The sequence below is a fragment of the Amycolatopsis regifaucium genome (assembly GCF_001613935.1).
Classification (GTDB): domain Bacteria; phylum Actinomycetota; class Actinomycetes; order Mycobacteriales; family Pseudonocardiaceae; genus Amycolatopsis; species Amycolatopsis regifaucium.
Map to the genome: position 1 here is coordinate 769723 of NZ_LQCI01000034.1, position 14281 is coordinate 784003.

Annotated in this window: 10 protein-coding genes; 9 read left to right on the forward strand and 1 reads right to left on the reverse strand. The window is 69.2% G+C overall.

All coding sequences use genetic code 11. From position 1 onward, the window contains the following. Positions 1–14 precede the first annotated feature (14 nt). From AVL48_RS27545 to AVL48_RS27585, 9 genes are read left to right on the forward strand one after another with little or no spacing between them, the layout of a single operon-like run. Positions 15–1295 carry a YveK family protein gene (locus AVL48_RS27545; RefSeq protein ID WP_061980578.1) on the forward strand — a complete coding sequence of 427 codons (1281 nt, stop codon included), beginning with the start codon at positions 15–17 and terminating at the stop codon, positions 1293–1295. After that, positions 1292–2848 carry a Wzz/FepE/Etk N-terminal domain-containing protein gene (locus tag AVL48_RS27550; RefSeq protein ID WP_061980035.1) on the forward strand — a complete coding sequence of 519 codons (1557 nt, stop codon included), beginning with the start codon at positions 1292–1294 and terminating at the stop codon, positions 2846–2848. Before AVL48_RS27545 ends, AVL48_RS27550 begins: the two co-directional genes overlap by 4 nt. 15 nt (positions 2849–2863) lie before the next feature. Next, positions 2864–4771: an asparagine synthase (glutamine-hydrolyzing) gene (gene asnB, locus AVL48_RS27555; protein ID WP_061980034.1), complete on the forward strand. Its 1908-nt coding sequence runs from the start codon at positions 2864–2866 to the stop codon at positions 4769–4771. 15 nt (positions 4772–4786) lie between these two features. Continuing rightward, positions 4787–6970 (forward strand): bi-domain-containing oxidoreductase, encoded by a 2184-nt coding sequence (locus tag AVL48_RS27560; RefSeq protein ID WP_061980033.1) that lies wholly within the window; start codon positions 4787–4789, stop codon positions 6968–6970. After that, complete coding sequence (locus AVL48_RS27565; RefSeq protein WP_061980032.1) at positions 6970–8916, forward strand: heparinase II/III family protein; 1947 nt, start codon at positions 6970–6972, stop codon at positions 8914–8916. The genes AVL48_RS27560 and AVL48_RS27565 overlap by 1 nt, the downstream gene beginning before the upstream one ends. Next, positions 8913–10439 (forward strand): right-handed parallel beta-helix repeat-containing protein, encoded by a 1527-nt coding sequence (locus AVL48_RS27570; RefSeq protein ID WP_061980031.1) that lies wholly within the window; start codon positions 8913–8915, stop codon positions 10437–10439. The genes AVL48_RS27565 and AVL48_RS27570 overlap by 4 nt, the downstream gene beginning before the upstream one ends. Position 10440: 1 nt before the next feature. Then, a complete protein-coding gene (locus AVL48_RS27575; RefSeq protein ID WP_061980030.1) occupies positions 10441–11661 on the forward strand; it encodes an O-antigen ligase family protein in 1221 nt (406 codons plus the stop codon). Continuing rightward, positions 11658–12851 (forward strand): glycosyltransferase family 4 protein, encoded by a 1194-nt coding sequence (locus AVL48_RS27580; protein ID WP_061980029.1) that lies wholly within the window; start codon positions 11658–11660, stop codon positions 12849–12851. The genes AVL48_RS27575 and AVL48_RS27580 overlap by 4 nt, the downstream gene beginning before the upstream one ends. After that, complete coding sequence (locus AVL48_RS27585) at positions 12848–13483, forward strand: phosphatase PAP2 family protein (protein ID WP_061980028.1); 636 nt, start codon at positions 12848–12850, stop codon at positions 13481–13483. The genes AVL48_RS27580 and AVL48_RS27585 overlap by 4 nt, the downstream gene beginning before the upstream one ends. A 113-nt stretch (positions 13484–13596) precedes the next feature. Here AVL48_RS27585 and AVL48_RS27590 read toward each other — a convergent pair whose 3' ends face one another. Further along, positions 13597–14244: a hypothetical protein gene (locus AVL48_RS27590; RefSeq protein WP_341865676.1), complete on the reverse strand. Its 648-nt coding sequence runs from the start codon at positions 14242–14244 to the stop codon at positions 13597–13599. Positions 14245–14281: the final 37 nt, after the last annotated feature.

A 14281-nucleotide genomic window follows, 5' to 3' on the forward strand; every position in this document is an offset into this window, starting at 1 on the left:
CGGTGCGCCTGTCCATGATCGGGCAGGTTCTGCGCGGACGATGGCGGACCCTGGTGGTCCTCGCCGTCCTCGGCGCCCTGGTCGGTGCGGGATCGTCGGTGATCCTTTCCCCCGGCTACCGGACCACGTCCAGCGTGCTGCTCCAGGGGCCGCGCGAGGCGGACGAACTGCTCACCCAGGCCGACGTGGCGACCAGCTCCGTCGTCCTCGACCGGGCCGCCGCCGCCCTCGGTGACGGCCAGACCGGCGCCGATCTGCGGGACAAGGTGGCCACCTCGGTCGCACAGGGCAATGTGATCACCATCGAGGCCACCGGCGACACCGCCGAACAGACGCAGCGGCTCGCGGATCAGCTCGCGCAGGAGTTCGTGAAGTACTCCACCCAGATCATCGCCGGTTCCGGGGACGCCGCCGTGCAGCTGGCGCAGGAGCGCCGCGAGACGTTGCGCCAGCAGGTCGCGCAGACCAACCAGCGGATCAGTGAACTCTCGGCGAAGGTCAACGACGGCAAGACGACCGTGGAGAGCGTCCAGCTTCGCACCGAACTGCAGAGCCTGCGTTCGTCGATCGAATCGGCGATGTCCACGTTGAACGCCGCCGACACCGCGAGCGGCCTCGGCAACATGGTCGTGCTGGGCTCGGCCGAGCTGCCGTCCTCGGCGGCGGCGCCCACCCTGGCGCAGCTCGCGCTCGGCGGCGCCGCGCTGTTCTTCCTGCTCGGTCTCTTCGGGCACCTTTTCGCCGCCCGCACCGACCGGCGGCTGCGCGACGAGGAGGAGATCGCCGCGGCACTCGGCGGCCCGGTGCTGGCCACCTTCGACGTCGTGGACGAGCGGCCGTCGGGGGCCACCCCGCGGGCCAAGCTCCTCCACGACGACCGGCCGTGGAACATCCCGCGGGTCGACGTCTTCCCCGACGAGATCGACACCGTCGTCCAGTACCGGCGCCTGGTGTCCCGGCTCCCGCACCGGCGGCTGCTGGTGGTGGCCGTCGACGGCGATCACGCGGGACGGAAGGCCGCCGAGCGAATCGTCGGTCTCGCCGACCGGTGGTTCGTCCCGGTGACCGTCTCCCCGGCCCGTCCTGTCATCGAAGACACCGACGCCGACGGCGTTCTCGTCGTGTCAAGCCTCGGTTCCCGGTCCGCGTGGGAGCTGGTCGGGATCGCCGAAGCCTGTGCCGACGCCGGTCTCACCGTGGTGGGCATCGTGCTGACCCGCCCGGTCCGGCCGACCCGCTCCCGGCCCGGCGCACCCGCCCGCAAGGACCACGAAGCACTGGCAGGCACATCGTGACGAGCGCCGAGAACGCTGAATCCGAGCCCCTCATCGACCTTCAGCGGCTGGTCGTCTCGATCCGGAGACGCCGTCGCCTGTGGGTGGCCACCGCCCTGCTCGGGTTGATCCTCGGCGGCCTGGTCGCGGTGTTCCTGCCGTCGCCGCCCACCGCGGTCGCGCAGATCCTGGTCATCCACCCCGACGACTCGCCGACCGACAGCGGGACGCTGATGCGGACCGACGTCGCCGTGCTCCAGACGACGAAGATCGCCACCGAGGCGCTCAAGAAACTGAACAGCACCCAGGCGCCGGAGGAGTTCCTCAAGGATTACGAGGGGCTCGGCCTGACGAACAACGTCCTTCAGCTGACGGTCAAGGCCAAGAGCAAGGACGAGGCGCTGGCCCGCGCGCAGGCGATCTCCGACGCCTTCATCACCGAGTACATCGCCCGCAACCAGGCGGCCGCGGCGGCGCAGCAGAAGGCCCTGCTCGACCAGCGCAATCAGGCCCAGAACGAACTGACCCCGATCGAAGCGGCGATCGTGGCCGAGGAGGCCAAGAACCGCAACGCCAACCCGGCCCAGCTGGAGCGGCTGTACGCGCGCCGGGCGGAGCTGAACTCGAAGATCTCCGACTACGACGGCCGCGCGCAGGAGGCGGGCATCGGCACGCCGAAGGTCGCCGCCGGCACGCAGATCGTGGACGCGCCGCGGATCCTGCCGCGGTCCTTCCTCAAGACCCTCGCCACCGACGCCGGAATCGGCTTCGCGCTGGGGCTGCTCGCCGGACTGGGGCTCGCGGCCGTCACGAGCGTGATCAAGGACCGGCCGGTGCTCCGTCGCGAGATCTCGCGGCATCTCGGCGCCTCGGTGATCGCGCAGCTGCCCGAACCGCCGCGTTTCCTGCGGCGTTCCCGCGCGGCCGCCCGGCGGCAGCGGGTCGCGACGACGCTGGTCCGGGCCGTACGGCAGCCGGGCGGGCAGGTGTCCTTGCTCGACCTCGGCGCCCGCGAAGTCACCGCCGCGCTCGCCGTCGACATGGCCCGGGAGCTGGCGGCGAAGAGGCCGGTTTCGCTCGTCGACGACCTGCCGAAGGCGGATCTGCGCGCGCTGGCGGGTGAGGGCCAGATCCGCGTACTGGACCCCGGTGACGTGCCGCTCTCCGGTCACGAGCGCAGGATCGGCGTCGGCTCGGTCGAGCCGGGGACGTCGTGGACCGAGCTGGAATTCCTCGGTGAGGAGACGATCCTCGTCGTCCGCGCCGGGTACGCGAACACCGAATGGCTGCACACCGTCGCACGGCAGCTCGCCGATCGGCACATCCCGATCATCGGTGTCGTCGTAGTGGATCCCGATCCGCGTGACCACACCGACGGGACCCTGTGGGACGGCCTGCACACGGCCTTGCGCGGCCGTGCCGCCCGGCCCATGCCGAAACCGGTCGAGATGTTCCCGCGGGAGCGGAAGAACGGGTACCCGACGCCGTACAAACGCGCCAAGGAAGTCGCCAACGCCGATCAGCCGACGAAACGATTCGCGCCTGTGTCACCGGATAACGCCGAAGCCTTGTAGGGGGAGTAAAAGCAGATGTGCGGCATCGCAGGCGCTTACTTGTGGCCGGACGGGGGCCCGCTCACCGATCGGCTCACCAAGATCCTCGCCCACCGCGGACCGGACGGTTCGGGCCGGTACGACCACCGCGCCGGGACGGGAGAAGTCCACTTAGGACACCGAAGGCTCTCGATCGTCGACCTGACCGAGACCGGCGCGCAGCCGATGGTCAAGGACGGTCTCGCGCTGACCTACAACGGTGAGCTGTACAACGCGCCGGAGCTGCGGAAGGAGCTCGAAGCCGCGGGTGTGCGGTTCCGGGGGACCTCCGACACCGAGGTCCTCCTGGAGGCTTGGCGGAAGTGGGGCACCGAAGGCCTGCACCGGCTGCGCGGCATGTTCGCGTTCGGCGTCTTCGACGAACGTTCCGGCGCTTTGACCTTGGTGCGAGACCAACTGGGCATCAAGCCGTTGTTCCTGGTGCGCCGCGGCAAGGGGGTCGCGTTCGCGTCCGAACTGAAGGCGCTGGCCACCGAACTCGGTGGTTCGCTGACCGTGGACGACACCGCCCTCGTCGCTTCCCTGCTCTACTACTGGGTTCCGGACGGCCGCTGCGCGTTCCGCGAGGCCGAGAAGCTGCCGCCGGGCAGCTGGGCACGATTCCGGCCCAACGGCGACGTCGAGCGCGGTACCTTCTGGTCGTTGCGTCAGGTCGCCGAAGAGGGAGCCGCGTACGAAGGCGAGTTCGATCTCAACGCCGTCATCGAGGATTCGACCCGCAAGCACCTGCTGGCCGACGTGCCGGTCGCGACGTTCCTTTCCGGCGGCCTCGACTCCAGCTACCTGACCGCGCTCGCCGCGCGTGAGCAGCCCGGCATCTCCGCGTACACCATCGGTTTCCGGGCCGAAGACGCGAAGTTCGAGGCGATGCCGGACGACCTGATGTACGCGAAGAAGGTCGCCGCGAAGTTCGGTGTCGATCTGCACGAGATCGAGATCGCGCCGCAGGTGCTGGATCTGCTGCCGCGGATGACGTATCACCTCGACGAGCCGATCGGCGATCCGGCGGCGATCAACAGCTACCTGATCTGTACCGCGGCTCGCGAGGCCGGCGTCAAGGTGATGCTTTCGGGAATGGGGGCCGACGAGCTGTTCGCCGGATACCGCAAGCATCTCGCGAACAAGATCGCCGTTCGGTATCAGCGTGTCCCGGGCATGGTGCGTCGCCCCATCGAGTCCGTTGTGGACAGACTGCCGGTGGCGACGTCGAAGCGCGGGTTCCGGTCGGTGCGATTCGCCAAGCGGTTCCTCTCGTTCGCGGAGCTGCCGGAGGAGACCGCGTTCCGGCGCAGCTACACGATGTACGACCAGGCCGAACTGGTGGGACTGCTGAATCCCGACCTCGCCGGTGCCGTCGACGACGTGATCACCGAACACGCGGACACTTACCACGACAACACGCTGACCGACTTCGTGAACCGCATGTGCCTGGCCGATTCCCGGCTCTTCCTGCCCGGACTGAACCTCGCCTACACCGACCGGTCCAGTATGGCCGCCTCCACCGAGGTGCGGACGCCGTTCGTCGACATCGAGGTCGTGAAGGCCGCGTTCCGGATCCCCGGTGACCAGAAGATCGTGAAGCGCCAAGGGAAAATGGCGCTGAAGGAAGCGGCGTTGTCGATCCTGCCCGCCGAGATCGTGCACCGGCCGAAGGGGCTGTTCAGCGCGCCGCTGCGGGCATGGATGAGCCGCGACCTCGCGCCGCTGGTGCGTGAGGTGACGAACGATGGTGAATTGGTGAAGGCCGGGTTCCTCCGTCGTGAGGCCCTGCAACGGCTCGTCGACGAAGACGCCTCCGGGCAGCAGGACCGGTCCAAGCACCTCTGGCACATCTTGACCCTCGAATACTGGTACCGCGGCGCCGTCGCGGCCCGGACCACCTGATCGCTGAGGAGCGACGTGAAGCAGGTAGTGCAGAACTACAAGAGCGGGGAGCTGGCGCTCCTCGACGTCGAAGTCCCCGCGTGCAAACCGGGGGGTGTGCTGGTCCGTACCGCCTATTCGCTCATCTCCACCGGCACCGAGATGATGAAGGTGTCCGAGGCGAGCCTATCGCTGGTGGGCAAGGCGAAGGCGCGGCCGGACCAGGTCGCGAAGGTGATGCAGAGCGTCGCGACGAATGGGCTGGGCGCCACTTACCGCAAGGCGATGAACAAGCTCGACTCCTACACGCCGCTGGGGTACTCGCTGTGTGGCGTGGTCGAGGAGGTCGGCGCGGGCGTCGACGACGTCGCCGTCGGGGACTACGTGGCCTGCGCGGGAAACGAGCACGCGCTGCACGCGGAACTGAACTGGGTGCCCAAGAATCTGTACAGCAAGGTGCCTGACGGGGTCGACCCTCGGCACGCCGCGTTCGGCACCGTCGGCTCGATCGCGATGCAGGGTGTCCGCCAGGGTGAACCGCAGATCGGCGACATCGCGCTGGTCATCGGGCTCGGGTTGATCGGCCAGCTGGTCGTGCAGCTGCTGGTCGCCTCCGGCGTCCGCGTGGTCGGCGTCGACCCGGACCCGACGCGGTGCGCGCTCGCCGAACAGCTCGGCGCGCTGAACTGCGGCGACCCTGGATCCGGTGTCGTCGACACCGCGGTCGCGGAGATCAGTTCCGGGCACGGCGTCGACCAGGTGTACCTCGCCGCGGGCGGCAGCACGAACGAGCCGGTGGAGCTGGCCGCGAAGCTGGCCCGCGACCGCGGCCGGGTGATCGACATCGGCAAGTGCTCGCTGAACCTGCCGTGGAACGCCTACTACGAAAAGGAACTCGACGTCCGGTTCTCCCGCTCGTACGGCCCCGGCCGCTACGACCCGGAGTACGAACTCGAAGGCCGGGACTACCCGATCGGCCAGGTCCGCTGGACCGAGCGCCGCAACCTCGAATGCGTCGTCGACCTGATGGGCAGCGGCCGTCTCGACGTCGAGCCGCTGATCTCGCACGTCTCGGACTTCTCCGACGCCGTCGAGACTTACCGGAAGCTGAACGAGGGCGAGCTCAAGGCCGTCGCGGTGCTGTTCGAATACGAAAAGCGGGTGGCGGGCGCCGCCGAGCAGGCCGTCACCTCGGTTTCCGTGCCGAAGCCGTCGGCGGTCCGCGCGGCGCCGAAGCCCGGCGGCGTGCGGGTCGGGTTCATCGGCGCGGGCAACTACGCGTCCTCGATGCTGTTGCCGCATCTGGCGGCGATGGAGTACGTCGACCTCGCCGAGGTCGTCACCACCTCGGCGCTCTCGGGCGCGAACGCCAAGCGTAAGTTCGGCTTCGCCCGCGCCTCCACAGACGTCGACGCGATGCTCGAAGACACCTCGATCGACGCGGTGTTCATCGTGACCCGGCACAGCTCGCACGCCGAGCTCACCCGCCGCGCGCTGCTCGCGGGCAAGGCCGTCTTCGTCGAGAAGCCGCTCGCCCTGTCGGAGAAGGAACTCGAGGTCGTGCTCGGCGCGATCGAGGAGTCCGGCAACGACCGGTTGCAGGTCGGCTTCAACCGCCGGTTCGCGCCGCTGCTGAACGAAGCGGTGCTCCACTTCGGACCGCGGATCGGCCCGGCTTCCGTGCGGTACCTGGTCAACGCCGGCCGTCTCGACGCGGGAAGCTGGTACAACCAGGTCGACAGCGAGGGTTCGCGGTTCGCCGGCGAAGGCGGCCACTTCATCGACACGGTCAGCTGGCTGCTGGGCTCCGACCCGGTCTCGGTGTACGCCACCGCGACGCCGGGACACCAGGACCTGCAGCTCCTGTTGCGCTACCCGGACGGCTCGACCGCGTCGATCGCGTACACCACCAACGGGTCGTCGGCCTTCCCCAAGGAGACCATCGACGTCACCGCCGACGGCAAGGTGCTGAAGTTCGACGACTTCGCGCGCGCGTCGGTGTTCGGCCGCAAGAAGTGGGCCAGCTCGCGCATCCCCAAGGGCCGCGACAAGGGCCAGGCCGCCGAACTCGAAGCCTTCGTGAACGCGCTGACGACCGGGGTCGCGATGCCGGTGTCCGTCGACTCGCTGGTCTCGACGACGCTGGCCACGCTCGGGGTCAACCGAAGCCTGGAAACCGGTGCCGTGGTGCGGATCGACGCCAAGGAGGGGCTTGGCTGATGGATCCCTCCTGGTACCTGCGAAGACTGTCGCGGATGGGGCCCGCCGAGATCGCGGGCCGGGTCACCGACGTCGTGCGCAAACGCCAGTGGCGTGGCGTGGCGGGAGAGAGGGCGGTCTGGCTGCCGGACCGGCGATTCGCGTCGGTGCCGGGTGAAGACGTCCTCGCCGCCGTCTCCGGTGAAGCCGTCAAGGATCTGCTCGTCAAGGCGGATCGGCTGATGGACGGGCGCGCCGAGTACTTCGGCGTCGAACGGGACGACCTCGTCGACCCGGACTGGTCGTACGACCCGAAGACCGGCAGGCGCGCACCGTCCGATGTGTACTCGTTCGACATCCCGTATCGCAGCGAGGACGCCGTCGGCGACATCAAGCAGATCTGGGAGCCGTCCCGGCACCAACACCTCACCGTGCTGGCGGCCGCGTACGCCCTGACCGGCGAGGACCGGTACGCCGAACGCGTCGCCGCGCACCTGAAGTCCTGGTGGGCGGCCAATCCGCCGATGCGCGGGGTGCACTGGGTCAGCGGAATCGAACTCGGCATCCGGTTGCTGTCGTGGGTGTGGGTCCGGCGGCTGCTCGACGGCTGGGCGCCCGCCCCGGCGCTGTTCGAGGACAACCCGGTGGCGCTCGACCAGATTTGGCACCACCAGCGCTGGCTGGCCGCGTTCCCGAGCCGGGGTTCGTCGGCGAACAACCACGTGATCGCCGAGGACGCCGGACAGCTCGCCGCCGCGTGCGCGTTCGACTGGTTTCCGGAATCGGCGGGGTGGCGGGATTCTGCACTGGCATCGCTGGACAAGATGCTGCGGCACAACACCTTCGACTCCGGGCTCAACCGGGAACTCGCCACCGAGTACCACGGTCTCGTCCTGGAGCTGGGGCTCGCCGGGGCGCTGGAGGCGAAGGCCGCCGGGGTCGCGGTGCCCGAGTCGACCTGGCTCGTCCTGCTCCGGATGACGGACGCGTTGGCGTCCATTGTGGACAATCGGCTGCGCCCGCCGCGACAGGGTGACGCGGACGACGGCTTCGGGCTCATCGTGGACGGGGACGGGACCAGTCGCTGGGCGTCGTTGCTCGACACCGGATCCGTCCTTTTCGGACGGTTGGACTGGTGGTCGGAGACGCCGGGCGGAGACGTCCGCACGCAGCTCTTCTCCGCGCTGGGCAAGGACATCAAGGTCGACGCGCGGCGTCCGGTCCGACGCCGGGACGACTTCGCCGACGCGGGGATGACCATCCTGCGCGACGGCGCGATCTGGTGCCGCTGCGACGGCGGGCCGCACGGCTTCCTGTCCATCGCCGCCCACGCGCACGCGGACGCGCTTTCGGTCGAGGTCCGGCACGACGGCGTCGACATCCTCGCCGATCCGGGAACCTACTGCTACCACGGCGAACCGGAGTGGCGGTCGTACTTCCGGTCGACGGCCGGGCACAACACGCTCGAACTCTCCGGTACCGACCAGTCCGTCTCGGGCGGCCCGTTCCTGTGGACGAAGCACGCCGCCACCACGGTGATCTCGACCGGAACTCCCTCACGCTGGAGTGCCGAGCACGACGGCTACGCGCCCTCGATCCACCGGCGCTCGGTGGAGCTGGAGGGTGCCGAGCTGCGTATTTCCGACGAGGTTCGCGGCGGTGAGGCACGGCCGTGCCGTCTCGCGTTCCACTTCGGCCCGGCCGTCGAGGTCGCGCTTTCCGGTGGGACGGCGACGCTGACCTGGACGGTCGACGGCCACGAGCGGACGGCTTCGCTCGAACTGCCGCCGGAGCTGCGGTGGACGGCGCACCGCGGGGAGACCAGCCCGCCGCTGGGCTGGTATTCGGCCGGGTTCGGCAGGCGCGAGCCCGCGTGGACGGTGCTCGGCAGCGGCACCGCCGCCGACGGCACCACCTTCACCACCGCGCTGACCTTCGATTCAGGTAACGAGGATCCCCCATTGTGATCGCACGACCGCACCGTCTCCACCGGGCAGCGCTTCTGGTGCTGCTCGGCCCGTTGGCGCTCACCGCTTGCACGACCGGACCGGCCGATGAGCCTGGACCGGATCCGGCCAAGGCACCGTCCGGTTCGGTCGCACAGGTGTGCGACAAGCTGCCGGAGGGTCCGGCGGAGGCACCGGCGGGAGCGGTGAAGATCGACCCGGCGGTCCCGGGCGACCTCGCCGCGAAGACCCGGTCGAGCCCGGCCGGGACGACGTTCTGGCTGGCGCCGGGTACGCACAAACTCGGCGACGACCGCTTCGACCAGGTGAACCCGAAAGCGGGCAACGTCTACCTCGGCGGTCCGAAAGCCGTCCTCGACGGCCGCAAGATCAACCAATACGCCTTCGCGGGCAACGCCGCCGACGTCAAGATCCAGTATCTGACCGTGCAGGGGTTCGCGGCACCGCACGACGAAGGCGTGGTCAACCACGATTCGGCCGACGGCTGGGTCGTCGAGCACAGCACCCTGCAGGACAACGACGGTGCCGCGCTGATGGCGGGCGCACGGCAGCAGGTGCGGGGGAACTGCCTGCGGCGCAACGGTCAATACGGGATGAACGCCTACGCGCAGGACAACGAGATCACCGGGCTGCTCGTCGAGGGCAACGAGATCTCCGGCAACAACACCGGTGACTGGGAACGCAAGATCGACGGCTGCGGCTGCACCGGCGGGATCAAGTTCTGGTCGGTCGACGGCGCCGACGTCCGCGGGAACTGGGTGCACGACAATCGCGGCGCGGGCTTGTGGGCCGACACGAACAACAACGACTTCCTCATCGAGGGCAACGTCATCGAGAACAACGACAGTTCCGCCCTCCTGTACGAGACCAGCTACAACGCCGTTGTTCGCGGCAACACGATCCGCCGGAACAACTGGGTGGACGGCAAGCGCTACATCGACCGCGGCGACAGCTTCCCGGTGGCGTCGATCTACGTGTCCGAGTCGGGCGGCGAGCCGAGGGTGAAGGCGCGCACGGACAAACTGGAGATCTCCGGGAACTCGTTCGAGAACAACTGGAACGGCGTCACCCTGTGGGAGAACTCCGACCGGTTCTGCAACAGCCCGGCGAACACGTCGTCCGGATCCTGCACGCGGCTGGTGCCCGAGCAGGGCAAATGCGCGCAGCCCGCGATCGCGGCAGGCGCGCTGAACGCCGACTGCCGGTGGAAGACCCAGCGCGTCGAGATCCACCACAACCGGTTCGTGCTCGACCCGGCCGCCACCGGCTGCGAGGAAAGCTGTGCGCGGATGGCGATGCTCGCGAACTTCGGCACGTTCCCGGAGTGGTCGCCGTACAAGGGCGAGGTCGTCCAGCACGCGATCACCTTCGCGCAGGGCAACCGGCTCTACGACAACACCTACTCCGGGCCGTGGAGCTTCGTGGCCTTCGAGCCGAGCCGGGTGCTGGGCTTCGGTGAGTGGCAAGGCGCGCCCTACCGTCAGGACCAGGGCAGCAGGCTGACCCGTGCCGGAGGTGGCTGACATGCTCGATCCCGCGGTCCGGCCCGAAACGGCGATCCACCGGAGCAACCCCAGGGCGGTCGGTGTCGTCTGGACGCTGCTGATCATCAACACCCTGGGTTCGACGGGGGCGAAGACGGTCATCCCGCTGCCGAGGTCGGTCAGCCAGCTGATCACCATGGGCGCACTGGGTGCCGCGTTCGTGATCGCGCTCGCCTTGAACAGCAAGCTGCGGATCAGGCCGAGCGCCTATCTTTTCCTGCTCTCGCTGTTGCTGGTGCTGAGCGTGGTTTCGAGCCTGAACCTCGAAGGCGGGTTCGGCGCGCTGTTCCGCTGCTTCCGGTTCGGGCTGTTCCTCAGCACCCTGTGGTTGCTGACCCGCTGGTGGGGCAGCCTCGACCTCGTCCGCACCCACATCCGCGCGTACGGCGTGGTGCTGGTGACCGTGGTGATCGGGCTCGCGCTGAGCCCCGGCAACGCGCTGCCGTTCGAGTACGGCGGACGGCTCACCGGGACACTGTGGCCGCTGACCCCGCCGCAGGTCGGCCAGTACGCGGCCATCGTCATCGGCCTCACGATCCTGTTGTGGCTCGGCGGAAAACTGGACCGGCGGAACGCGCTGTTCGTCATCGTCCCGGCGTTCGGGATCCTGCTGCTGACCCACACCCGCACCGCGATGCTCGGCCTGGTCGCCGGAACCGTCGTGGCGCTGATGTCGCAATGGATGTCCAGTGCCCGCGCCCGCAAGGTGTTCACCGGGCTGGTCTTCGGCGGGTTGATCGTCGTGGTGGCGCTGGGTGGGCTGCTGCAGGCGTGGTTCCTGCGTGGCCAGAGCGAGGAGAACTTCTCCAGCCTCACGGGCCGGGCGAAGGTGTGGGACGCGCTGCTCGACGCCCCTCGCACGACGCTGGAGTACCTGTTCGGCGTCGGTCTGACCGACAAGTCCTACGACGGGCTCCCGATCGACAACAGCTGGCTCGCGGTCTACCACGAACAGGGTTTCGTCGGGATGGCGATCGTGGCCGCGTTCCTGCTCGTGCTCGTCGTGGTCGCGGTGCTGCGGCCGCCGTCTCCCGCGAGGGCGTGCGCGATCTTCCTGATCACCTACTGTCTTTCCGCCTCCTACACCGAGGCGGGCCTCGGCGACGCGTCGCCGTACCTGCTGCACCTGGCCCTGGCCGCGTCGCTGCTGGTGCGTATGCCCGCCGATGAACCGGACTTTCTCGACAAGGAGACGGCGTGAAGGTTCTCGTGCTCCACAACCGCTACAGATCCGAGCAGCCGAGCGGGGAGAACAACGTCGTCGACCAGGAAGCCGCCCTGCTGGCCGAAGCCGGGCACGACGTCGGCCTGTTCGAGAAGCGCAGCGACGACATCGCGGAGATGTCCCTCCCGCGCAAGGCCGTCGTCCCGCTCCAGGTGCCGTGGAACCGGGCCGTGCGCGCGGAACTCGCCCGGCGGCTGCGCGACGATCGGCCGGACGTCGTCCACGTCCACAACACGTTCCCGCTGCTGTCGCCTTCGGTGCTCGCCGCCTGTGCCGACGCCGGGGTCCCGACGGTCGCGACGGTGCACAACTACACCCTGATCTGCCCTCCCGGCACGCTGTACCGCGATGGCCAGGTGTGCACCGACTGCGTGGGACGCAAGCCGATTCCGGCCGTGCGACATGGGTGTTACCGCGGTTCGGGACTCGCCACCGTGCCGATGGCGGCGAGCCTGATGCTGAACCGCAACCGCTGGTGGTCCGGGGTCGCGCGGTTCTTCTGCATTTCGCGGGCGCAACGCGAGGTGCTGATCTCCGCCGGAATGCCCGCCGAGCGGCTCACGGTGAAGTACAACTACGTCGACGATCCGGGCAGGACACGCACGGGCGCGGGGGAGCACGTGCTGTTCCTCGGCCGGATCACCGCCGAAAAGGGAATCGGCCTGCTGATGACGGCCTGGGACCGGCTCACGGCGGCGGGCGGCCCGCTGCCGCCGCTGGTGATCGCCGGCACCGGTCCGATGCAGGACGAGGTCGCCCGCTGGGCACATGGCCGCGACGACGTCCGCTACGTCGGCCTTCAGTCCAAAGAGGAGTGTCGCGACCTCGTCGCCCGCTCGACCGCCGTCGTCGCCCCCTCGGAATGGCTGGAGACGTTCGGCCTCGTCGTGGTCGAGGCGATGGCCGCCGGTGTCCCGACGGTCGCCGCCGCCCACGGCGCCTTCCGCGAACTGGTGGAGGACGGCGTCACCGGCCTGCTGCACGAACCCGGAAACGCCGACTCGCTCGCGACCCGGCTGCGGGAGATCGTCGCCGACGCCGAACGGAACCAGCAGCTGGGCTGGGCGGCCCGGCTGGTGTACGAACAGGAGTTCACGCCGAAGGTCGGCCTCGAACGACTCGTCGGCGGATACCAGGCCGCGATCGACGTAGTATCGCCCGCGTGATCACCGGCCCGCCCGCGCTCCCGCCGCGGGCGCGGGTCCCGCTGTGGGGCCTCGGCGCTTTCGGTTTCCTGGTCGCCCTCGTCCTCGGCCTGCGCTACGCCGGAACCTCCCACACCGCCGGACTGGATGCTCTGGTGCTTCCGGCCATCGACCGGGTCGAAGGCCAGCTCTGGTACCTGGCGACCGCGATCGACTTCGCCGGCGAACCGGTGGGCGCGGTCGTCGTCATCGCGTTGTTCGGCTGGCTGTGCCTACGCCACCGGCGACCGCGGACAGCGATCCTGCTGGTGGCCGCGTCCGGAGTGACGGTGGCGCTCACCACCGGCCTGAAACCCCTGACCGGCAGGCTGATCCACGGTGAGTTCCTCTCCTATCCCAGCGGGCACACGGCTTTCGCGGTGACCGTGGCGGCGGTCGCCGCGTTGCTGGTGATCGACGTACGGAGCCTCGGACCTGTCGGCGGGGCTTCGGTGCTGTTCGGGCTGGTCGCGTTCGCGGGGTTCGCGATGGGGTGGGCTGAGGTCGCGCTGGGGGCGCACTACCCGACGGACACCTTCGGGGGTTTCGGCGTGGCTGTCGCGGTGGTGCCGGTGGTGGGGTGGGCGGTGGACCGGCTCACACGGCGGGATTGAGCGCCGCTACTTCCCGGTCACGCCGTCGAGTTGTGGTCGAGGTAGCCGAGGAGCAGCGCACGGGTATCGGCGAGCACAGGTGAAGGCCCGGGCGTCTCTGCCATCTCTTCACGTTACGCCGTCCGCTTGAACAGAGACCCCTGCCGCGGACGGCCCTGCGCGGCCCGGAACGCGGCACGGAGTTCGCCGAGTACGACGTCCGGCTCGGTGCGCAGCCGTGAAGGCAGTGTCTGGAGCACGACGATCCCCGCGGCGGCGTATCGGGCGTTGCGGGCGACGGTGGCACGGTGGTCTTCGAGGCTCGTGTGGTGACGGTAGGAGTCGATCTCCCAAGCGAACGCGACCTCGTCGCACCAGAAGTCCGGGGTGGCGAGGTAGTTCCCGTCGGCGTCGTAGATCGCGACGTTCCACTGGCCGGGCGGGAGACCGGATCTTCGTAAGAGGTGCCAGGCGTCTGCTTCGGCGACTGATCTGGCGCCATCGGCGAGTGGGATCAGGGCCTTCCTGAACAGGGCGGTTCCGGCACGTCCGGCTTGGTCGAGTTCGTCGGTGAGCATGCCGGTGGTGCAGAAGCGGCGTTGGACGGACTCGGCCATCATCGCTTGGATCTCGTCTTCGTTCGTGAGCCTTCGTGCGGCGTCGAGGACGGCTCGGGGGACAGGGGCGACCGGGAGCCCACCCCGCACATATGCCCTGGGTGGATGTCGAGTCCGTTCGACGTGCACGAAGCCCGTCGTGGCGATCCGCCGATCGGCGGGCACCAGGATGTGCACATCCCGCGGTGGCGGGAGCCGCTCC